Here is a 21,781-nt window from a genome sequence, read left to right as displayed (position 1 = left end):
ACTGATCTTATGCTTACGAAAAATAATGATGTTTTAGATAATCGGGGAATAGAGTTATCTATTATTTTACCTGCATACAATGATGCGAAAAATGTAGATCTTCTTTTACCGTTGCTTTTTACAATGCTTGCAAAGAAGCAAGTAAATTGTGAAATTATTCTTGTTGATGATGGTGGTAAAGATAATTTACATGAAGTTTATGAGAAACATCTAAATCTTACACCCATCAATATCGAATTTAATTTAATTCAGTTTTCTCGAAATTTTGGTAAGGAAGCTGCTTTAAGCGCGGGGCTAAAAGAGTCACAAGGTAAGCTTGTCGCAATGATGGACTCAGATGGTCAACATCCATTATCTGTACTCGAAGAAATGCTTGAAGCAATTCAGAACCCTGCAATAGATATGGTGGCGGCAGTTCAAGAAACGCGAGAGCATGAAAATATTCTTCTCAAGCTTTATAAACATGTTTTTTATCGTTTTATGCAAGATTCTCAACGCTATAAGCTTGAACCTCATGCAGGAGATTTTCGAGTAATGAAGCGAAAAGTGGTCGATTCACTTCTCGCTTTACCAGAACGCCAAAGATTTATGAAAGGCTTATATTCTTGGGTTGGGTTTAAAACTTTATATTTGCCATTTCAAGCACAAGAACGCTTAGAGGGCACAAGTTCATTTAACTTTAGTGGTTTATTTGAGCTAGCAGTCATTGGGGTAACTTCCTTTTCATTGAAACCTTTACGTTGGATTACTCGTATGGGGTTCTTGGTGTCTGTGATCGCAATTTTATATGGTCTCTTTATTATTGGAGATACCTTATTTTTTGGTAAAGATTTGAAAGGTTGGCCAACACTTGCTGTCGGTATTATGTTTTCAGCAGGTTTACAACTGATTTGCCTAGGTGTGATTGGTGAATATATTGGTCGTATTTATGATGAAGTCAAACAAAGACCGTTATACATAGTGGATAAAAAATGGAACAACAAAAAGCAAGATCAGTAAATCTGCAAAAACAAGGTTTATTCTTCTTCATTGTAGGAAGCTTAACGGCGCTAGTGCATTTTCTATCGCTGATATTCTTTGTCCAAGTTTTAAATATCCATCCGAATTTTGCCAATTTTTTTGCTTTTTTAATTGCGTTTATTTTTGGATTTACAGGGCATTTTAATTTTACTTTCCGTTCACAAAGTCAAAAAAGTGAATGGAAATTAAAGCTTGGAAAATGGTTTGCAAGTTCTGTGTTTGGTTTTGCATTGAATCAAGTAATGTTCGCGTCTGGAGTCTATCTGTTAGGTGAAAAGTACTACATTTTTATTTGGATTGTTGCCACAGCTCTTGTGACCGTTTGTACATTTCTACTTGCTAAGTTTTGGGCATTTCAAGCGAAGAGTAATTCATGAAAAGTATTATTATTAATGTAGATGATTTGGGCTTTTCACATGCAGTGAATCAAGCGGTAATTGACTTAGCGGAAAAGAAAAGAATTCAAGCAACGAGTTTTATGAGCTTAGGTGAAATTCATCAAAATGAAGTTCAAGCCTTAAAAAATCATCACATTGATATTGGTTTACATTTTGATTTAACTGGCTTAGCAGGTGTGGGAAGCTTAAAAGATGTGTTATTAAAAGCATATTTAAGAAAATTTAATCGATCTGAGCTTGAAGTAATTATTCATCAACAATTTGATCACTTTGAAAATAAAATTGGAAACATCCCCAGTTTTATTGATGGTCATCAGCATGTACATCAGTTTCCTCAAGTGCGTCAGACTTTATTGGCGTGTATTGAACAACGATATAACCAGAAAATTCCTTTAAGAAATACTCAAACCTATCAAACAGATTTAAAAGCAAAAATCATCTACTTTTTAGGTGGATCTGCTTTAAAACAGGAATTAATCAAACAACAATGGCCTCATAATCCATCATTTGCAGGTATCTATGGTTTTAATACAGGCTTAGATGGCCTGAAGGGATTATGGGAAAGTTGGCTTGAAAATGCGCCCAATAATAGTGTCATTATGTGCCATCCTGCACAAATAGATCCAAATTGGACAGATGAAATTTATGCTGCGCGTTGCATTGAGTATGAGTGGTTGTTAAGTGATGAATTCTTGGAACTTTGGAATAAATACCATTGTCATGCGCAATCTTGGAAAAACTTGGCGCTTTAAAATTTAAAAATACATTTCAAGTTATATTGAGTCATTGAAAAACAAGCCAAATCAGGATTGATACGCTTAAAAAGGCATTAACGGTTTATTAAAATGGCTAAGACGTGTAAAATTCTAGCTGATTTTTATTTATCCACCGTTTTTATCTTTTGAGGGTTTCCCTCGATCATAATCTCGCGGTGATATGCTCCATTGTGCGGGGCATCACTCCTTAAGGATTTTTTATGCCTATTATTACTTTGCCAAATGGCGATCAAAAACAATTTGATCATGCTGTTTCTGTTATGGACGTTGCACTAAGCATTGGTCCTGGTCTTGCAAAGAACACAGTTGCAGGTCGTGTAAATGACCGCCTTGTAGATGCAAGCGACTTAATTACAGAAGATGCGACCTTACAAATTATTACGCCTAAAGATGAAGCTGGCGTAGAAATTATTCGCCATTCTTGCGCACATTTAGTAGGTCATGCTGTTAAGCAACTTTTCCCAGAAGCGAAAATGGTGATTGGCCCTGTTATTGAAGATGGTTTTTACTACGATATCTTCAGTGAAAAGCCATTTACTCTAGATGACTTAGCAGCAATTGAAGAGCGTATGAAAAAGCTCATCGATCAAGACTACGATGTTATTAAAAAAATGACACCGCGTGATGAAGTGATTGCAGAATTTACCAAACGTGGTGAAGACTATAAATTACGCTTGATTGCAGACATGCCTGAAGAAACAGAAATGGGCTTGTACTACCATCAAGATTATTTAGATATGTGTCGTGGTCCACACGTTCCAAATACTAAATTCTTAAAATCATTCAAACTCACTAAAATGTCAGGTGCTTACTGGCGTGGTGATGCGAAAAACGAACAGTTACAACGTATTTACGGTACAGCTTGGGCAGATAAAAAGCAGCTTGCAGCGTATGTAAAACGTATTGAAGAAGCAGAAAAACGCGATCACCGTAAAATTGGTAAAGCGCTAGATTTGTTCCATATGCAAGAAGAAGCACCGGGTATGGTGTTCTGGCATCCGAACGGTTGGACAATTTACCAAGTACTTGAACAATACATGCGTAAAGTTCAACAAGCGAATGGCTACGAAGAAATTCGTACACCGCAAGTGGTTGATTTCTCGCTTTGGGAAAAATCAGGACATGCTGCAAACTATGCAGATGGCATGTTCACGACGCATTCTGAAAACCGTAATTATGCAATTAAACCAATGAACTGTCCTTGTCACGTACAAGTATTCAATCAAGGTTTAAAATCGTACCGTGATTTACCAGTACGCTTAGCAGAATTCGGTTCATGTCACCGTAACGAGCCATCAGGTTCATTACATGGCATTATGCGTGTACGTGGTTTTACCCAAGATGATGCACATATTTTCTGTACTAAAGAACAAATTGGTCAAGAAGTTGCAGACTTTATTAAACTTACTTTAGATGTTTATAAAGACTTTGGCTTCGAAGAAGTACAAATGAAACTTTCAACACGTCCTGAAAAACGTGTGGGTGATGATAAACTTTGGGATATGGCTGAAAAATCTTTAGCAGATGCTTTAGATGCAGCAGGTCTTGAATGGGATCTTCAACCTGGTGAAGGTGCATTCTACGGTCCGAAAATTGAATTCTCATTAAAAGATTGCTTAGGTCGTATCTGGCAATGCGGTACAATACAATGTGACTTCAACTTACCAGAACGTTTAGATGCGTCTTATGTAACTGAAGATAACGATCGAGATCAACCAGTTATGTTGCATCGTGCAATTCTTGGCAGTTTCGAACGTTTTATTGGTATACTAATTGAACATTACGCAGGATTTATGCCACCATGGTTGGCACCAGTTCAAGCGTGTGTGATGAATATTACAGATTCACAAGCAGTTGCGAGTGAGTCAGTCGTCGCAAAACTTAAAGAAAACGGTATTCGAGCTATTTCAGACTTGAGAAATGAGAAAATCGGCTTTAAGATTCGTGAACGTACATTAGAGCGTATTCCTTACTTATTGGTTTTAGGTGACCGAGAAGTAGAGGAAGGAACAGTAAATGTTCGTACTCGCTCAGGAACAAATTTGGGTACTATGTCAATCGATGCTTTCGTTGATTTAGTAAAAGCAGCCGTAGCCGAACGCGGCCGGTACATTGTGGAGTAACAGCGATTAAACAGCCTGACCGTAATCAACAGGGCGGAAAGTCAAACCGTCCTGCTTTGAATGATGAAATTCGTGCAAAAGAAGTCCGTCTTGTAGACGAAAATGGTGAGCAAAAAGGTATTGTTAGCCTTGCAGAAGCAGTTCGCGCTGCTGAAAGCGTAGATCTTGACTTGGTTGAGATTGTTGCAAATGCAGAGCCACCAGTCTGCAAAATCATGGACTTTAACAAGCATTTGTTTGATCTTAAGCAAAAGCAGAAAGAAGCGAAGAAAAAACAACATCAAGTACAGGTGAAAGAAATCAAGCTACGCCCTGGTACTGATGTAGGTGATTACAACGTAAAATTACGTTCAATTATCAAGTTCCTTGAAGAAGGTAACAAGGTAAAAATCACTTTACGTTTCCGTGGTCGTGAGATGGCTCACCAGCAGTTAGGTCTTGCTCAATTACAAAAAATTGAAGCTGACGTAACAGATTATGGTGTTGTTGAACAAACGCCAAAAATGGAAGGTCGTCAAATGGGTATGCTACTTGGTCCTAAAAAGAAAAAGTAAGCATCTCTTGATAAAAAAAGCACTGCACTTGCAGTGCTTTTTTTATGTATAAAAATGATTTGTATATGTTTGGCTTTAATCATATAAATAGAGAGGTAAATAGGTAAGTTATTGGCGTTTCTATAAGGCTATATGTGCTTAAATAAACGTTAAAATAATGAAAAATTATATCGATTAATTTTGTGAAATTTAAAGTATTAGCAACAATTCAAGTTTATTAATCATGCTATAACAGTTTTATATAGTTAAGAATAGAAAAAACCAAAGGGATAAAACATGATAGATCTATATTATTGGGGAACACCCAATGGTCTGAAAATAGCAATTGCTTTGGAAGAGATGGGTTTAGATTATGCAATTATCCCTATTAATATTTTAGAAGATGATCAGTTTCAAGCAGATTTTTTAAGAATATCACCTAATAATAAAATTCCTGCCATTGTCGATCAGGATGGTCCAAACCATCAATCCATCTCAGTGTTTGAATCTGGTGCTATTTTGCAATATTTAGGACGTAAAACAGGTTTGTTTTATCCGCAAGATGAACAAGCACGTGTTGATGTTGAGCAATGGTTGATGTGGCAAATGGGGGGCTTTGGTCCATTGTTGGGGCAAAACCATCACTTTAATAAATTTGCATCTGAACAGGTTCCATATGCAATTGAGCGTTTTAATAAAGAAGCAAAACGATTATATGGTGTGTTAGAAAATCAACTCATTGGACAGCAATTTGTTGCAGGTGAGTATTCAATTGCAGATATCGCAATTTATCCTTGGATACGTCGCTATGAATGGCAAAATATTAATTTGGATGAATATCCAAATGTGAAAGCATATATGGAGCGAATAGACGCTCGTCCTGCTGTACAGGAAGCATTAGCGATACAAGTTTAAAATTTCTTTTATGCTAAGATGAAAGACCACCCAAAGCGGTGGTTTTTTATTGGATAAAATTGCATGAAAGACTTCATTTTAAACTTCACTCGAATTCTGGAAAATAACGCTAAAGTCTATTGGAGTATCATTATTGGTATTGTTGGATGTTTAGCATTGTTTGTGGTTGAGGCTATACATGTGCAAAATATTTTGGCAGCACTTAATACCAAAGACCAAATTCTAATGAAAACAACCATCGATCCTATTTCACAAATTTATTTTTGGGTACGTGTGGCTGTTATTGTTGTAATGGTGATTTGGGCAAATTTTGAATATTTAAAAACCAAGAAAAAATTAGGCTTGAAGTAAATCTAGATGTGGGCTTTCTTTTTACTTTTTATTTCTGCTTTTGGTGCGGCAACATTATTGCCACTACAGTCAGAAGCCGTTCTTCTTGGTTTGTTTGCAGAAGGAAGCCAATCTGTTTTTTGGTTAATTGTGGTTGCGAGTTTGGGAAATGTCCTTGGCTCGTGCGTGAATTGGTATTTAGGTTTAAAGATAGAACATTATAAAAATAAAAAGTGGTTTCCTGTTTCTGAAGCTAAAATGCTTCAAGCGCAGAGTATCTATCAGAAATATGGCTTTTGGTCTTTGTTACTGAGTTGGGTGCCTATTATTGGAGATCCCATTACTTTAATCGCAGGGCTTTTAAAAGAAAATTTTGTTCGATTTTTATTGGTTGTGAGTGTTGCTAAAGTAAGTCGTTATTTGTGTGTTTATTGGATTTTTAGAGGTTTTTTCTAATTATTCATAAAGGAAGATGACTAAAACATATTAGAAGTAAATGAATTTAGTCATCCATATTTTAAGATTTAAGCACAACCATCATACTTAAATTGAATTTCATCTTTTAGGTGAGACTTTTTATAAATCCAAAATTTACGCGGTACATCAACATGAGCATTCGAAATAGATTGAATTACTTTTTGGTCTAAGTCGTAAACACCAGAACCTTTCTTAATTTTGACTTTTTTCACATCGCCATGTTTGTCTACTTTAAAGCTAAAAGTGACACTACGATTATGACCATTTAAATTATCTGTATTTACAGAAATTTGAGGTTGTGCACGATATTGGAAAGATGTTTTCTCACCTGATTTTTGTGCAGCCCAATTTTTAGAATTAAAATCATATGAACATTGAACTTCATCTTCTTCAATGAATCTTAAATTAAATGTTTGAAAACCAATGGTTGCGACAGCATTATCTTCTTCAATATACGGTTTAACTTTAGATACACGAACAGCTTGAATTAAAAGGTCGTCTAAATTTTTTAATCCTGTACTTTCTTGAACCGTTGCTTTGGTGACATTACCCGATTCATCGGCATATACGCGTAAAATAGCAGCACGATTTTTTTCTTTTAAATCTTCATTTTTGTATTTAGGTTGGGGAAATTTTTCCCACTGAATACGTGTGGTTAAATGCGCACCTAATGCTGCACTTTTTTGGGTATTCAATTTTTTAGATGTATTATTTTCTTGGCTATATGCTGTAGAAAAAGGTAATACAAGCAATAAACTAGCACACAGGATACTTTTCATAATTTGAATATCTTAATCGAGTTGTATATCGAAAATAGTGAATTAAACTCAGCAAGTATTTCCTGAATTGAAAATACTCGCAAGTATTAAATAAAATTAAGTGAAATTTCTTATGTGTTGTTACCTTTATTAATATCGACAGAGAATAGATCTTTGGTTTTAATCCAACTCACCGTAACGACAGCCATGGTGATACATCCTCCAAAAACTGTTGCCATAACAGCCCCCATATACTTCGCTGCAAAGCCAGACTCAAAAGCACCAAGCTCATTACTACTTGAAACGAACATACCGTTTACTGCGGCAACGCGTCCACGCATATTTTCAGGTGGATAAATTTGTAAAATCGTTTGTCGAATAACAACAGAAATACTGTCGCAAGCACCCGTCATTGCCAGTGCGAATAATGATAGCCACATATAGTTTGAAAATGCGAAAACTAATGTGAATATTCCAAAGCCAGCAACTGCAAGTAGCATATTGCGCCATGCATGATGTGTTGGTGGGAACTTGGTTAATATCATCATGGTAATGAGTGCGCCAATCGCTGGTGCTGCACGTAAATAACCCAGTCCTTCGGGTCCAACTTTTAAAATATCTTCTGCAAAAATAGGAAGTAGGGCAATCACACCACCAAAAAGTACAGAAACTAAATCTAATGAAATTGCCCAAAGTACAATTTTAGTTTTCAAAATAAATTTAAAACCATCTTTTAAGCTTTCTCTTATGTTCTCAGTTTCTATTGACGGGAATGTACGTTTTTTTAAGAGGTTGACTAGGATAAAGCAAATTGTTAATAAAACAGCGACAGAGATTAAGCTCGTTTCACGACCTAAAAATGCCAACATAAAACCACCAAGCATTGGTCCTAAAATTGCACCCGTTTGCCAGCCAATGGTTGTCCATGTCGCGCCATTGGCATATAAATCTTTGGGTATTAAAAATGGTTTTAATGATGTTGCTGATGGACTATATAAGCCTCGAATTGTACCTAAGCCAAAAATGACGGCATAAATACTCCAAGCAAGAGTATGTGTGGAAATTTGACCTAAGCCATAGCTATGAAATAACCACCATAAAATGATGGGCATGGGCACTGCAAAAAATAAACATATTTTCATAATGATTTGTTTATTAAAACGATCTGCAAAATAACCACCCCAAAGTGACAATCCGATATACGGTATGGCTTCTGCTAAACCAATTAAGCCAAGCGTAAGTGGGTCTTTGGTAATTTGATATAAAGAATAGGCAACAATAATTTCTTGAATAAGAATAGCTAAAGTTAAAAAAAGTTGATTTAAGGTAATAATTGAAAAGTCACGATACCGAAGTGCCGCGAAAGCGTCCTGTGCTATTTTCATGTTGTACTATTTTTAAAGAGATGGAAAATTATACTGCGGAATATCTGTAAGTTTATATGTTCATTTTTTAAATATATAGCGCAAAATTTGAAGACAATCTTGGTCTTAATAAAAATAATTGCTTTTGTTTTGAGCAGGGATGCATTAGAATATGCGCTCCCTTACCTGCAGGTCGTTTTTGCAATGGTGCAGACGTTCCGAACAGGTGTTCAAAAGAGGTTGTTATGCCTAAGATGAAAACTCGCCGTGGTGCAGCTAAACGCTTTAAAGCGACTGCTAACGGTTTTAAGCGTAAACAAGCGTTCAAACGCCACATTTTGACCAAAAAATCTGCTAAGCGTATTCGTCAATTACGCGGCTGTGTAATGGTTCACGTAAGTGACGTTGCTTCAGTTCGCCGTATGTGCCCATACATCTAAGGAGATTTATAAATGGCTCGTGTAAAACGTGGTGTTCAGGCGCATCGTCGTCATAAAAAAATTCTTGCTCGTGCTAAAGGTTACTACGGCGCTCGCTCACGTGTTTATCGTGTAGCGTTCCAAGCAGTAATTAAAGCAGGTCAATATGCTTACCGTGACCGTCGTCAAAAGAAACGTCAATTCCGTGCTTTATGGATTGCGCGTATCAATGCTGGCGCACGTCAAAATGGTTTGTCGTACAGCCGTATGATTTCTGGCTTGAAAAAAGCTCAGATCATCATCGACCGTCGCGTACTTGCTGACATCGCTATGCATGATTCAGTTGCATTTGCTGCTATCGCTGAAAAAGCGAAAAGCGCATTAGCTGCTTAATCATCTTAGATGATTTAAAAAAGACCGCTTTTAGCGGTCTTTTTTATTGCCTAATATTTACTGTGGGAATAATTCTGTGTGAATATCCCCATTGCAACCGAAATATTGAACTTTTGCACCGTTAATCCAAACAATATACCCAATACAGCCAGCCTCATAAGTGAGGTCTTTAAACTCGGGATATATCACAGTACCTGATTGAGCTTGCAAAATTGCAGATTTAATTTTTGCAGCATCAAAATTTTTAGAAATCTTTTCAGGATGTGCTTCAAACTCTAAACGTAAGCTACTTCCATTTGAAAAATAGTAGGTCATTTCTCCACGTCGATAGTTAACATTATACGATTCAATATCTATTGAAATAAGTTGTTGAATAACTTCACTAAAGTTGATTTTGCCTGTATTGGATTTGGTGAATACATTATTAATAATGGAAATTTGTTGTGGATTAAAATGAGACATCAAGCTTCTACTTTTATTGATTGTTAAGTTTATCGATTTATAATTTTATTCAAATGTCGACATGCATTTTAGCGCATTTAAAATGCATGTCAAAACAGTGGTTATAAACCAAAATAATAGCCAATGAGGCAAATAATAATGGTGATAATAATTAATGTGAACACGCCTGATTTTCCAGAAGTTGTTTCAGGGGTGGGCTTATTTTCCTTTTTGAAAATTACACTATTTGGGGTTGTTGTTTCTTCTAAAGGCTCTAACGGATTGTCTTTCACAGCAATTGGCGTTAATTGCGCAGTTTTATAATGATTTGCAACTTTTGTAATGAATTTGGCATGTAAATCATCAATATGTTGCGCAAAATTACGAATATTTAACTGTTCCTCAGGATTAATGACACTGCCATCTTCATGGTAAGGATGTTGAATTTTCTGTTCAATGTATTCAGATAGCGCATCTAATTCATGTAGAGCTTGGTGTGCATAATCTGCTTGATATTCTGTGGGTAATAAAGCGAGATGATTGGCGTGTGATGTTTGTGGTTCATTTAATGATGTTGCATTAGATGATGCAATTCCATAATAGGGTGCATTTAAACTTAATGGTGCTTTATAGCCCATTGCATATGGGTGGTTGAATAACTCTTTTGTCATAAAAGCTTGGATATCATCCCATTGTGGTTGTTTGAAATCGGCATCTAAAAGCTTTATTAGTTTTGAGTTAAGTTCATATCGCCATAAAATTTCATGACGTAAAGGGCTAGATTGTGTTTGTGGGGCTTTGTAGTTATCTTCAGATAAGTACCATTCAGGTAGCTCTTTACCAAAAATCCACGCTGTTTTTTTATTGGCTGCATGGCTCACAATAAAATGAGGGTAAGCAAGTAGCTCTACATTTACATTGGGATTTTTTTCATCTACTAATAGTGCTGAATTATGCAGGCTTAAACGCTGAACGCCTTGTTTTTTTAAGCCTTCTAGCCAAATATGAAAATGTTGAGCGAGTAAATGCTGAGAAATTAAATCTCGAAATAGAAAAATATGTTGATCGAAAATAGAGTGGTTAATCCAACGATTAAAGTTTAAATCCTGATTTAAAAACTCATTTCCGTAAGTAACTAAGGCTAATTGTTGTTTCCAAATTTGATCTAGTGCCATCGTGAATGATCTCGTCGTTATTCGCTTTATCTTATACTTTTTATAAATCTAGATGCTAATCAAATTTTACTTACAGCATAACTTCATAAAAGTGACTAAAAACTGTTAGAATATGTGGTTTTATTATATTTTTTAAATTGTTGCTTTGAGAGTTACTATGTCACTGGAAGCCCTGACCACTGAAGCGCTTGCTGCAATTGCAGCAGCAGAGGACCTTGCTACACTCGATCAAGTACGAGTGCAATTTACAGGGAAAAAAAGCCAGCTTGCTGAACAATCGAAGTCGCTTGGTAAGATAGATCCTGAAGAACGTAAAGTTTTTGGTGCCCAAATTCACGCTGTACGTGAAGCAATTACTGGCGCATTAACTGAACGCCAAGCAGAATTGCAAAAAGCAGTACTAGAACAAAAGCTTGCAAGCGAAACTGTAGATATTACATTACCAGGTCGCGGTCAAACGATTGGTAGTATTCATCCTGTTACTCAAGTGCAAGAACGTATTTGTCAGTTCTTTACTAAAGCAGGTTTTACTGTAGCGACAGGTCCAGAAGTTGAAGATGATTATCACAACTTTGAAGCATTGAATATTCCGGGTCATCACCCTGCACGCGCAATGCACGATACCTTCTATTTTGATGTTAATCATTTACTTCGTACGCATACTTCAGGTGTGCAAATCCGTACGATGGAAACAACTCAGCCACCAATTCGTATTGTGTGTCCAGGTCGTGTGTATCGTTGTGACTCAGATCAAACGCATTCACCAATGTTCCATCAAATTGAAGGTTTATACGTTGCAGAAAACACAAGCTTTGCAGAACTAAAAGGTTTGTTGGTTAATTTGCTTAACGAATTCTTCGAAAAAGATTTGAAAGTACGTTTCCGTCCATCTTACTTCCCATTCACTGAGCCAAGTGCTGAAGTGGATATTATGGATGAGCGTGGTAAATGGTTAGAAGTTTTGGGTTGCGGTATGGTGCATCCAAATGTATTACGTTCTGCGGGTATCGATCCTGACAAATACAAAGGTTTTGCATTTGGTTTAGGTGTAGAGCGTTTTGCAATGCTTCGTTATGGCATTAACGATTTGCGTATGTTCTATCAAAATGATGTGCGTTTCTTACGCCAATTTGCTTAAACAGATTTTTTGTAAATCCTCTCCTAACCTCTCCTTTATAAAAGGAGAGGGACTTCTCGAAATCAATTAAAAGTAGAGGAGTCCTCCCCCTTAAATAATGGGGGAGTTAGAGGGGGATTAAGAATTTAGATATATAGGTTTTTATAAATGAAAATTAGCGAAAATTGGTTACGTACGTGGGTAAATCCTGCCATTGATAGCGACACACTTTCAGACCAACTAACAATGCTTGGTTTAGAAGTTGATGATTTATCTCCTGCTGCAAAACCATTTACTGGTGTTGTTGTTGGTGAAGTGCTTACTGTTGTACAACATCCTGATGCTGACCGTTTGCGTGTAACCACTGTAAATATTGGTACTGGCGAGCCTTTACAAATTGTATGTGGCGCACCAAACGTACGTGAAGGTATGAAAGCACCTGTAGCAACCATTGGTGCTGTATTACCAGGCGATTTCAAAATCAAAAAAGGCAAGCTACGTGGTGTTGAATCACAAGGTATGCTTTGTGGTGCATCTGAAATTGACTTAGAAGATAAAATTGATGGTCTTTTAGAGCTTCCTGCTGATGCGCCTGTCGGTGTCAACATTCGTGAATATCTAAACTTAGATGACAACGTGATTGATATCAGCATTACGCCAAACCGTGGTGATTGTTTTAGTATTCGTGGTATTGCACGTGAAATTGGTGTAATTAACCAACTTCCTGTAAGTGCACCTGAAATTAAAGAAGTTGCTGCAACAATTTCAGATGAGAAAAAAGTTGTTGTTGAGACTGATGGTTGCCCACGTTATTTAGGTCGTGTGATCAAAAACGTAAATACTAAAGCGCCAACACCTGAATGGATGGAACGTGCTTTGGCTCGTTCAGGTATTCGTCAACACAGTATTCTTGTCGATATTACCAACTATGTACTCATGGAATTGGGTCAACCACTTCATGCATTTGACGGTGGTAAAGTTGAAGGTGCAGTACATGTTCGTCAAGCAACTGCAGCTGAAAAGTTAACACTGTTAAATGAGCAAGAAGTTGAGCTTTCTGAAAAAATCATGATTATTGCAGATGACAATAAAGCATTAGCAATTGCAGGGATCATGGGTGGCTTATCTTCAGCTATTTCAGATACAACAACTGAAATTTTCTTAGAATCTGCATTCTTCGATCAATTACATATTGCAGGTCGTGCACGTAGCTTTGGTTTACATACAGATGCATCTCAACGTTATGAACGTGGTGTAGATTTTGAATTGCCATTGGTTGCTATGCACCGTGCATCTCAGTTAATTGCTGATCTTGCAGGCGGTGAATTTGGTCCAATTACTGTTGCAGAAAAAACAGAGCTATTACCAAAGCGTGATGCGATTGAATTAAATCAAGCTCAAGTCGATCAACTACTGGGTTATAAAGTTGAAAGCGATTTCATTACAGATGCATTAACACGTTTAGGTTGTAATGTTACTGTGAAAGCGGAAGGTGAGTGGACAGTTGTTCCTCCATCACACCGTTTTGATATGGTTATTTACCAAGACTTAATTGAAGAAGTTGCACGTATTCACGGTTATGACAACATTCAAATCAGCTTGCCTGTTATTGATGTCAAACTTGCGAAATATCAAGATCAGTTTGAACTTGCTCAATTACGTCAAACAGTTGTTGCTTTAGGTTATCAAGAGGCAATTAGCTTTAGCTTTGCAGATTTGAAACTTGAGAAGCAATTGAATCCTGCGGTAAATCCATTGGCATTGGCTAACCCAATTTCAAGTGATTTAGCTGTTATGCGTTCTACATTGCTTTCAAGTTTAATTCCATGTGTTCAACACAACATTAACCGTCAGCAAAGCCGTGTACGTTTCTTTGAGTTAGGTTTACGTTTTGATTATCAAAATGCATCTTCAATTCAAGACTTAAAACAAATTCCAACTTTGGCATTCATTGCAGTCGGTTCAAAAACTGTTGAATCTTGGCATGCTAAGCCACAAGTCATGGATTTCTTCGATTTTAAAGGCGAAGTGGAAGAAGTTTTAGCTGCTGCTCGTTTGAATGTTGAATATGTACGTTCAGAAAAATCTTGGTTACATCCAGGTCAATCTGCTGAAATTTTAGTAGATGGTCAATCAATCGGTTATTTAGGTCGTTTACATCCATCTTTAGAAAGTGCACTAGATTTGGGCATAACTTGGGTTGCTGAACTCGATCAAAAGGCTGTTTTGCAAACTTATGTATCTAATTTTACAGAATTATCACGTTTTCCTTCAGTTAGACGTGATATTGCCCTTTTAATTAATGATAAGATTAATGTTAGCGAAATTCAGAAACTTATCGAAAAAACAGGTGGAGAGTTATTAGACTCTACTTGGTTGTTCGATGTGTACACTGGTCAAGGTGTTGAAAACGGCAAGCGTTCACTCGCATTTGCATTGTTATGGCAACATCCATCACGTACACTAGAAGATGCTGAAATTAAATCTGGTATGGACAACATACTTCAAATTTTAGAACAAACTTACCAAGCAACATTGAGGGCCTCATGACAGCACTAACAAAAGCAGAAATGGCTGATCATTTAAGTGAGCTCACGAGTTTAAATCGACGTGAAGCAAAACAAATGGTCGAGTTATTCTTCGATGAGATTAGCCAAGCGCTAATCTCTGGGGAACAAGTTAAACTTTCAGGTTTTGGGAACTTCGAACTACGTGACAAACGTCAACGTCCAGGTCGTAATCCTAAAACAGGTGAGGAAATTCCGATTTCCGCTCGCCGTGTAGTTACCTTCCGTGCGGGACAAAAATTCCGCCAACGCGTTGGAAATGAGCAGATCGATTGATCTGCTTTTTTAATGCTTTAAATTTGATGATGTGTCTTAAATTTTAATTCGAGTGAGTCCTAATTATTTTTAGTTCTTTTGTTTAGCGAGGAATAATCTAATTGTTGGTCATACTCTATAAATTTCAGGCATAAAAAAAGAGAACCGTAAGGTTCTCTTTTTTTAAGTAAATAATCGTTAGATTATTTAGCTTCAGAAGCAGCAACTTCAGAAGCAGCATCGATAGCTTCAGATGCAGCAACAGTAGCTTCAGAAGCAGCAGCTTCAGCTTGAACAGCAGCATCAGATGCAGCAGCAACTTCAGAAGTAGCAACTTCAGATGCAGCAGCAGGAGCTTCTTCAGTTTTTTTAGCACAACCAACGAAAGCTAAAGTAGTAGCAACTGCAGCAGCAATAGCGATTTTTTTGAATAACATGGCATCACTCTCTAAAAGAATTAGATTAAAAAAAACCTACGTTAGCCTGTAGTATGCTCTTATTATTCCTAAATTTGTTAGGCAGTAACAATGCAGGAGCAGTCTAACTGGTCTGCGGCTATGCTATCACTGAGCCTTTTGAATTGCTACTGGTTGATAAAAAAAAAGTGTATTAAAAGTGGGTAAATTGGCTATTTGTTAACAGAAAATAACTATTAATAATTGAAAGTAGATTGGATAAATGCAATATAACTCTCTAAAATTATTAATGTTTTCTTTCTATTTATTTTAATAATCATTAACTTAAAAATAACTTTACACGAATTTATGATGTTTGTTGCGTTATGTAATTAAAGTCAACCAATTAAAAAAAGGCCATCATTACGATAGCCTTTCTATTTTTAAATCAAATGAAAATTAATTTGAAGCTTTACGTTTCATTTGATCAAAGAAATCATCATTTGTTTTGGTTTCTTTCATGCGGTCTAGCAAGAATTCCATTGCCGCTAATTCGTCTTGAGTATGAAGAAGCTTACGTAGAATCCACACTTTACGTAGATTATCTTCGCTCATGAGGCGTTCTTCACGACGAGTACCAGATTTCTTAATGTTCATAGCAGGGAACACACGTTTCTCTGCAATACGACGATCAAGTGTAATCTCTTGGTTACCCGTACCTTTGAATTCTTCGTAGATCACTTCATCCATTTTACTGCCTGTTTCAATTAAAGCAGTAGAAATGATTGTGAGTGAGCCGCCTTCTTCAATGTTACGTGCAGCACCAAAGAAACGCTTAGGACGTTCTAAAGCATGCGCATCTACACCACCAGTTAATACTTTACCCGATGAAGGAATAACAGTGTTGTAAGCACGTGCCAAACGAGTAATAGAGTCAAGAAGAATAACAACATCTTTCTTGTGCTCAACTAAGCGTTTTGCTTTTTCAATGACCATTTCGGCAACTTGAACGTGACGAGCAGGAGATTCATCGAATGTAGATGCAATTACTTCACCACGAACAGTACGCTCCATTTCAGTTACTTCCTCAGGACGTTCATCGATAAGAAGAACGATTAAGAAGACTTCAGGGTTGTTACGTACAATTGATTGTGCGATGTTTTGCAACAACATTGTTTTACCCGCTTTTGGCGGAGCAACAATAATTGAACGTTGACCCTTACCAATAGGAGCAACTAAGTCGACAACACGCGCAGTTAAATCTTCAGTTGTACCATTACCTAATTCCATAATTAACTGTTCAGTCGGGAATAAAGGGGTTAAGTTTTCAAATAAGATTTTATTACGTGCATTTTCAGGTGTGTCGTAGTTAATTTGATTTACTTTTAGTAATGCAAAATAACGTTCGCCTTCTTTTGGTGGGCGAATAGTACCAGTGATGGTATCACCCGTACGAAGGTTGAAACGACGAATTTGAGATGGACTAATATAAATGTCATCTGGGCCAGCTAAATACGAACCTGCAGCTGTGCGCAAGAAGCCAAAGCCATCTGTTAGAATTTCTAGAACGCCATCACCAAAAATCTCTTCACCATTCATCGCATGGCGCTTTAAGATGGCAAAAATAATGTCTTGCTTGCGGTTACGAGCAACTCCTTCGAGGCCCATAAACTCGGCAATTTTGATGAGTTCGCCAATCGGTTTTTTCTTGAGTTCGGTTAAATTCATATGTGATCAGATAGAATGTGAAATTCTGAGGTACAAGTTAGATAGGAAGCACAATGAGTAGGCCGCAGACATGCAAAAAACGAAAGTAATTGGTTCGCACAATAACAATTCAAAGAACTGAAATTTTATTTAAAATAAAAAGAAGTGTGAAAACAATTTCTGTTGCCGAGCGGCATCTTATGTGTTGTGTCTTGTAAGAAAGAAAGGGAATAGAAACCCTAAATTTCTTGATTATGCAATATAAGAGAGAATTTGTGGTTTGTCAATTTATAGCCGAAAAAAATACGCTATATTTTAATAGCGTATTTTAAAAAGACTAACTTCTTAGATGTTTTCATCAATGAAAGCAGTTAATTTTGATTTAGGTGCAGCACCAACTTGTTGCGCTACAACTTCACCATTTTTGAACATTAATAGCGCAGGGATGTTACGGATGTTGTAGTTCACAGCAGTTTGTTCGCATGAAGTTACATCAACTTTAACAATTTTAACTTTACCTTCGTATTCTGAAGCTAAAACTTCTAATACAGGTGCAATTGCTTTACAAGGTGCACACCAACCTGCCCAAAAATCTACAAGTACAGGTGTGTCAGACTCTAATACGTCTGCTGTGAAGTTATCATCAGTTGTGTTTACAATATTGCCAGACATGGTTTTGCTCCAAAAATAATCTTTTAAAGATGGTATCAATGTTCTTAGTATTACATAGCCATCTTTAACAATGTAGGGGTATAACTAAATTTTCAACCTTTCGCAATTTTTTGTCTAATTGATGCTCACGATGGTGATTATCGTGTAACACAATTGTCATAAATAAGGGAAATATCAGCGTGTTAAAAAAACACATTATAAATGGCTTTTAAATTGCATGTAGGTGAATTACTCTAGTCGTAGTTCTGAATAGGTTTGTTTAAAGAATGTCTGATTTTTTAATTGATGAAGAGTTACTTGCAGCCATTGATATGGGGTCAAATAGTTTTCATTTGGCAATTGCCCGTGTTGATCACGGAGAAGTAAAAAAAGTTGCGTCAATGTCAGAAAAAGTACAATTGGCAGCAGGCTTAGATGAAAATAAAAACTTAACAGAAGCTGCGCAACAACGTGGATTAGCATGTTTGGCGCGTTTTGTTGGACGTTTGGGAGCGGTTCAGCCTAATCGCTTGCGTATTGTGGCAACCAATGCTTTGCGTCAAGCAAAAAATGGTCACGAATTTATCCAAAAAGCAGCTGAAATTTTACCAAAGCCTATTGAAATTATTGCGGGGCGTGAAGAAGCTCGTCTAATTTATTTGGGTGTATCTCACACCATGGCAAATAGTGGACGACGTTTAGTTGTCGATATTGGTGGTGGCTCTACCGAGTTGATTATTGGTGAAGAATTTGAACCCATTCATACAGAATCATTGCAAATGGGTTGTGTTGCATTCACCAAAAAGTTTTTCCAAGATGGTGAAATTAGTCATAAAGCTTTTGATAAAGCCGTTGTTGCTGCCCGTAAAGAATTGTCTGGTATTGCCAATACATATAAAAAAGAAGGTTGGGATACGGTAGTTGGTTCAAGTGGAACAATTAAAGCTTGTCGCCAAATTGTCGTTAATATGGGCTGGAGCGATGAGAAAGAAAGCTTAACGCGCGAAGGTCTAGATAAATTAAAAGATAAGCTCTTTAAATATAAACATGTTTCCGATATGGAATTTGATGGTCTAAAAGAAGATCGTCGAGCAGTTTTGCCAGCAGGTATTGCGATTCTATATGCGGTATTTGATATTTTGGAAATCGATTCACTTTTATATTCCGATGGTGCGTTACGTGAAGGCGTAATGTACGATCTTTTAGGTCGTTTCCAACACGAAGATATCCGAGATCGAAGTGTTCAAGCTTTAATGGGGCGTTATAGCTCTGATGCTAAACAAGCTGAGCGTGTTGTTAAAACAGCACAACATTTGTTTGAAAGTGTTGCTAAAAAACTCAATTTAACCAGTGATGATAGTGATTTACTTCGTCGTGCTGCGTATTTACATGAAATTGGTTTAGCAATTAGTCATGCAGGATATCATCGTCATGGTGCATATTTATTGCAACATTCGGACATTGCAGGCTTCTCGCAAATTGACCAAAATCATCTTTCGCATTTAGTTGCACATCATCGTAGAAAGCTTAGAAGTGACGCTAAATTTGACATTATGAAAGTGGGTGGTAGCAAATTACTGCACTTATGTCTATTGCTTCGATTATCTGTTTTATTAAATCACAGTCGTAGCGATGAGATGCTTCCTGCCATTGAATTGATAGTACATAATGCGCAACAATGGCAACTAAGTGTTTCTGGCGATGCAAAACAGTGGCCTTTACTTGTTGCAGACTTGCACGATGAGCAAGCGCAGTTCAAGCATTGTGACATTGAATTGAATATTCAGGCGGAACAATTCATTCATTAACGTATGGTTAATTTACGGATAAGGTCGACCTATGAAAAATAAAACAGCCCAATCTAAAGCATGGGCAACAGTTCAAATTGCACGTCATCCTGAACGTCCGCAATTCTTAGATTACGTTGGTGAAATTTTTACAGAATTCGATGCTTTGCATGGTGATCGCTTATTTGGTGATGATGGTGCAATGGTAGGTGGTTTAGCGCGTTTTGATGGTCAACCTGTGATGATTGTTGGTCAACATCGTGGTCGTAGCACGCGTGAAAAACTACAACATAATTTTGGTATGAGTAACCCAGAAGGTTATCGTAAATCTCAGCGTCTTTTAGATATGGCTGAGCGTTTTAATCTTCCTGTTTTGACATTTATTGACACAATGGGCGCGTACCCAGGTGTTGGTGCTGAGGAACGTGGTCAAGCTGAAGCAATTGCAACAAGTCTTGCACAACTTTCAAACTTGAAAGTACCTGTTATTGCAACAGTGCTTGGTGAAGGTGGTTCGGGCGGTGCTTTAGGTATTGGTGTTGCTGACCGTGTGGTGATGCTTTCTCATAGTATCTATTCAGTGATTTCACCTGAAGGTTGTGCATCTATTTTGTGGAAAACGGCTGAAAAAGCTGAGCAAGCAAGTGAAGCACTCGCTCTTACAGCTGAAAAATTGAAAAAGATGGGCATTGTTGAATATGTTGTCGATGAAGGTGAGGGTGCTCACTTAAATCCTGAACAAGTTATGCAAAGCCTCAAGTCTGTGTTAAAACAAGCACTTGAAGAATTGCAACCAATGGATGCGAATGAACGATGCGAAGCGCGTTACCAGCGTTTAATGAAGTTTGGCAGCGACAATTTAGGTCTAACTGCTTAAAACAGCTTCAGAATTTTTCAGAAAATTCTTCGTTTTTAATTGGATGTAGCGGTGGCATGGATTCCATGTTGCTTCTGCATCTAATGTCATTTTTGTGCCCTGAAAAAGTTCGTGCAATTTATGTCGATCATCAATTGCAATCTTCAAGCGAGCAATGGGGACAGTTTGTTTTGGCGCAATGCCAGCAACTGAATATTCCTTGTATTGTTCAAACGGTAGATGTTGCGGATGGCAATTTAGAAAGCCAAGCTAGATCTGCACGATATCAAGCCTATTCACATCATATTCAGCCTCACGAAATTCTATTACTTGCACATCATCAACAAGACCAAGCTGAAACATTAATGCTTCGATTACTTTCGGGTGCAGGAATTCATGGTTTGGCTGCTATGCGTGAAATAGATGTTCGGCAAAATTTAACCATCTGGCGACCACTTTTAAATATTTCGCATGAGAAAATTTGCCAATGGGCAAGTCAGTTGAATGTGCAAAATATTCAAGATCCAACAAATTACGACACACATTATGATCGAGCATGGTGCCGTGAAGAATTGTGGCATATTTTGCAAAGTCGCTATCCTAAAATGCAGCAAGCTTTAAGTCGAACCAGTTATTTAATGCAAGATGCTGAAGATATTTTGCATGAGGTTTTATTGCAAGATTTAGCCTTATGTGGAAATGACGTTGAATTAGGTCTTCATATTTTTAATCAGCTTAATCCGCCAAGACAACGTCAATTATTGTCTGCTTGGATGAAAGGTGGTGATCAGTATCGTCCATCTTTTGATATGGTTGAGCGTATTCAAAATGAAGTCATTCATTCAAAGAAAGATTCTCAAGCAGCTTTGCATTGGAATGGTTATTTTTACGTGCGCTATCAAGATCAATTGTATCGCATTAAAAAAGAAGAATATTTAGCTGAAAAGACAGAAATTTTTGAAATTCAAAATATTAAATTTGAGCTAAATGAATCTGTTTCGTTAGCATCTGGGCAATATAAAATTCAAACTGAAAATATTGGACTATCTTTTGAGTTGTTAAATAAGAAGCTCACTATTGAGCAACGAAAAGGTGGTGAAAAAATTCATTTGTACGGACGTATTGGTTCTTGGCCGTTAAAGAAAGCCATACAAGAAGCACATATTTTTCCGTGGCAGCGTCATACAATTCAAATATTAAGCATAGATAATGTTATGCTAGGTGCGTTTACACCGAAAGGTTTTTGGTTTGCACAATCTGTGTATTGTGAAACAGGTGGTTGGCAACCAAAGTTAATGAACAAAGATCAAACTCATAGATGAGC

23 protein-coding genes are annotated in these 21,781 nt (G+C 37.1%); 16 read left to right on the top strand and 7 right to left on the bottom strand.

The window, feature by feature from the left end:
• Positions 1–9: 9 nt before the first annotated feature.
• The 8 genes from GTK57_RS03210 (at position 10) to GTK57_RS03175 (ending at position 6,551) form a co-directional block, all read left to right on the top strand.
• Positions 10–999 carry a glycosyltransferase family 2 protein gene (locus GTK57_RS03210; protein ID WP_163121287.1) on the top strand — a complete coding sequence of 330 codons (990 nt, stop codon included), beginning with the start codon at positions 10–12 and terminating at the stop codon, positions 997–999.
• A complete protein-coding gene (locus GTK57_RS03205; protein WP_163121285.1) occupies positions 972–1,397 on the top strand; it encodes a GtrA family protein in 426 nt (141 codons plus the stop codon). Before GTK57_RS03210 ends, GTK57_RS03205 begins: the two co-directional genes overlap by 28 nt.
• A complete protein-coding gene (locus GTK57_RS03200) occupies positions 1,394–2,170 on the top strand; it encodes a ChbG/HpnK family deacetylase (RefSeq protein WP_152874815.1) in 777 nt (258 codons plus the stop codon). The genes GTK57_RS03205 and GTK57_RS03200 overlap by 4 nt, the downstream gene beginning before the upstream one ends.
• A gap of 224 nt (positions 2,171–2,394) precedes the next feature.
• A complete protein-coding gene (gene thrS / locus GTK57_RS03195) occupies positions 2,395–4,317 on the top strand; it encodes a threonine--tRNA ligase (protein ID WP_152874816.1) in 1,923 nt (640 codons plus the stop codon).
• A gap of 5 nt (positions 4,318–4,322) precedes the next feature.
• The gene (gene infC / locus GTK57_RS03190) at positions 4,323–4,871 is read left to right on the top strand and encodes a translation initiation factor IF-3 (protein WP_163124574.1); all 549 of its coding nucleotides are present in this window, start codon (positions 4,323–4,325) and stop codon (positions 4,869–4,871) included.
• 276 nt (positions 4,872–5,147) lie between these two features.
• Positions 5,148–5,765, top strand: a complete 618-nt coding sequence (locus GTK57_RS03185; RefSeq protein ID WP_163121283.1) for a glutathione S-transferase family protein — start codon at positions 5,148–5,150, stop codon at positions 5,763–5,765.
• A gap of 63 nt (positions 5,766–5,828) precedes the next feature.
• A complete protein-coding gene (locus GTK57_RS03180) occupies positions 5,829–6,116 on the top strand; it encodes a hypothetical protein (protein WP_163121281.1) in 288 nt (95 codons plus the stop codon).
• 6 nt (positions 6,117–6,122) lie between these two features.
• Complete coding sequence (locus GTK57_RS03175) at positions 6,123–6,551, top strand: YqaA family protein (protein ID WP_163121279.1); 429 nt, start codon at positions 6,123–6,125, stop codon at positions 6,549–6,551.
• A gap of 68 nt (positions 6,552–6,619) precedes the next feature.
• On the opposite strand, the gene GTK57_RS03170 is transcribed toward GTK57_RS03175, so the two are convergent.
• Together GTK57_RS03170 and GTK57_RS03165 are read right to left on the bottom strand one after the other, a co-directional pair.
• Positions 6,620–7,351 (bottom strand): TonB family protein, encoded by a 732-nt coding sequence (locus GTK57_RS03170; protein ID WP_152874821.1) that lies wholly within the window; start codon positions 7,349–7,351, stop codon positions 6,620–6,622.
• Positions 7,352–7,461: 110 nt separating this feature from the next.
• The gene (locus GTK57_RS03165) at positions 7,462–8,715 is read right to left on the bottom strand and encodes an MFS transporter (RefSeq protein ID WP_163121277.1); all 1,254 of its coding nucleotides are present in this window, start codon (positions 8,713–8,715) and stop codon (positions 7,462–7,464) included.
• 224 nt (positions 8,716–8,939) lie between these two features.
• Between GTK57_RS03165 and rpmI the strand changes: the two genes are divergently transcribed.
• Together rpmI and rplT are read left to right on the top strand one after the other, a co-directional pair.
• Positions 8,940–9,134, top strand: a complete 195-nt coding sequence (gene rpmI, locus GTK57_RS03160) for a 50S ribosomal protein L35 (protein ID WP_004278281.1) — start codon at positions 8,940–8,942, stop codon at positions 9,132–9,134.
• Between the two features lie 12 nt (positions 9,135–9,146).
• Complete coding sequence (gene rplT, locus GTK57_RS03155) at positions 9,147–9,506, top strand: 50S ribosomal protein L20 (RefSeq protein ID WP_152874823.1); 360 nt, start codon at positions 9,147–9,149, stop codon at positions 9,504–9,506.
• A 57-nt stretch (positions 9,507–9,563) separates the two neighbouring features.
• Here the strand turns inward: rplT and GTK57_RS03150 are convergent, their stop codons facing one another.
• Positions 9,564–9,968 carry a DUF1398 family protein gene (locus GTK57_RS03150; RefSeq protein ID WP_163121275.1) on the bottom strand — a complete coding sequence of 135 codons (405 nt, stop codon included), beginning with the start codon at positions 9,966–9,968 and terminating at the stop codon, positions 9,564–9,566.
• A 101-nt stretch (positions 9,969–10,069) separates the two neighbouring features.
• Positions 10,070–11,122, bottom strand: a complete 1,053-nt coding sequence (locus GTK57_RS03145) for a hypothetical protein (protein ID WP_163121273.1) — start codon at positions 11,120–11,122, stop codon at positions 10,070–10,072.
• 157 nt (positions 11,123–11,279) lie between these two features.
• Here GTK57_RS03145 and pheS point away from each other — a divergent pair, with 157 nt between their 5' ends.
• From pheS to GTK57_RS03130, 3 genes are all read left to right on the top strand, one after another.
• Positions 11,280–12,260, top strand: coding sequence for a phenylalanine--tRNA ligase subunit alpha (gene pheS, locus GTK57_RS03140; protein WP_163121271.1), 981 nt, complete (start codon positions 11,280–11,282; stop codon positions 12,258–12,260).
• Between the two features lie 147 nt (positions 12,261–12,407).
• Positions 12,408–14,789 (top strand): phenylalanine--tRNA ligase subunit beta, encoded by a 2,382-nt coding sequence (gene pheT, locus GTK57_RS03135; RefSeq protein ID WP_163121269.1) that lies wholly within the window; start codon positions 12,408–12,410, stop codon positions 14,787–14,789.
• Complete coding sequence (locus GTK57_RS03130; RefSeq protein WP_004649746.1) at positions 14,786–15,082, top strand: integration host factor subunit alpha; 297 nt, start codon at positions 14,786–14,788, stop codon at positions 15,080–15,082. Before pheT ends, GTK57_RS03130 begins: the two co-directional genes overlap by 4 nt.
• 182 nt (positions 15,083–15,264) lie before the next feature.
• Here the strand turns inward: GTK57_RS03130 and GTK57_RS03125 are convergent, their stop codons facing one another.
• The 3 genes from GTK57_RS03125 to trxA form a co-directional block, all read right to left on the bottom strand.
• Complete coding sequence (locus tag GTK57_RS03125) at positions 15,265–15,498, bottom strand: hypothetical protein (RefSeq protein ID WP_152874828.1); 234 nt, start codon at positions 15,496–15,498, stop codon at positions 15,265–15,267.
• Between the two features lie 417 nt (positions 15,499–15,915).
• On the bottom strand, positions 15,916–17,184 hold the full coding sequence (rho, locus tag GTK57_RS03120; protein ID WP_152874829.1) for a transcription termination factor Rho: 1,269 nt from the start codon (positions 17,182–17,184) through the stop codon (positions 15,916–15,918).
• Between the two features lie 324 nt (positions 17,185–17,508).
• Positions 17,509–17,835: a thioredoxin gene (gene trxA, locus GTK57_RS03115; RefSeq protein WP_152874830.1), complete on the bottom strand. Its 327-nt coding sequence runs from the start codon at positions 17,833–17,835 to the stop codon at positions 17,509–17,511.
• A gap of 266 nt (positions 17,836–18,101) precedes the next feature.
• On the opposite strand from trxA, the gene ppx reads away from it, so the two are divergent.
• Genes ppx through tilS form a run of 3 tightly spaced genes read left to right on the top strand, consistent with a single transcriptional unit; the run spans position 18,102 to position 21,779 of the window.
• Complete coding sequence (ppx, locus tag GTK57_RS03110; protein ID WP_163121267.1) at positions 18,102–19,622, top strand: exopolyphosphatase; 1,521 nt, start codon at positions 18,102–18,104, stop codon at positions 19,620–19,622.
• Between the two features lie 31 nt (positions 19,623–19,653).
• The gene (locus GTK57_RS03105) at positions 19,654–20,478 is read left to right on the top strand and encodes an acetyl-CoA carboxylase carboxyltransferase subunit alpha (protein WP_152874832.1); all 825 of its coding nucleotides are present in this window, start codon (positions 19,654–19,656) and stop codon (positions 20,476–20,478) included.
• Positions 20,415–21,779: a tRNA lysidine(34) synthetase TilS gene (gene tilS, locus GTK57_RS03100; RefSeq protein ID WP_163121265.1), complete on the top strand. Its 1,365-nt coding sequence runs from the start codon at positions 20,415–20,417 to the stop codon at positions 21,777–21,779. Before GTK57_RS03105 ends, tilS begins: the two co-directional genes overlap by 64 nt.
• The last annotated feature ends 2 nt before the right edge of the window (positions 21,780–21,781 follow it).

Origin of the sequence: Acinetobacter portensis, assembly GCF_010646905.1 — a bacterium.
In the GTDB taxonomy this organism is placed as follows: domain Bacteria; phylum Pseudomonadota; class Gammaproteobacteria; order Pseudomonadales; family Moraxellaceae; genus Acinetobacter; species Acinetobacter portensis.
The sequence above is the reverse complement of the archived record's forward strand: the minus strand, read 5'-3'. Positions and strand labels throughout refer to the sequence as shown.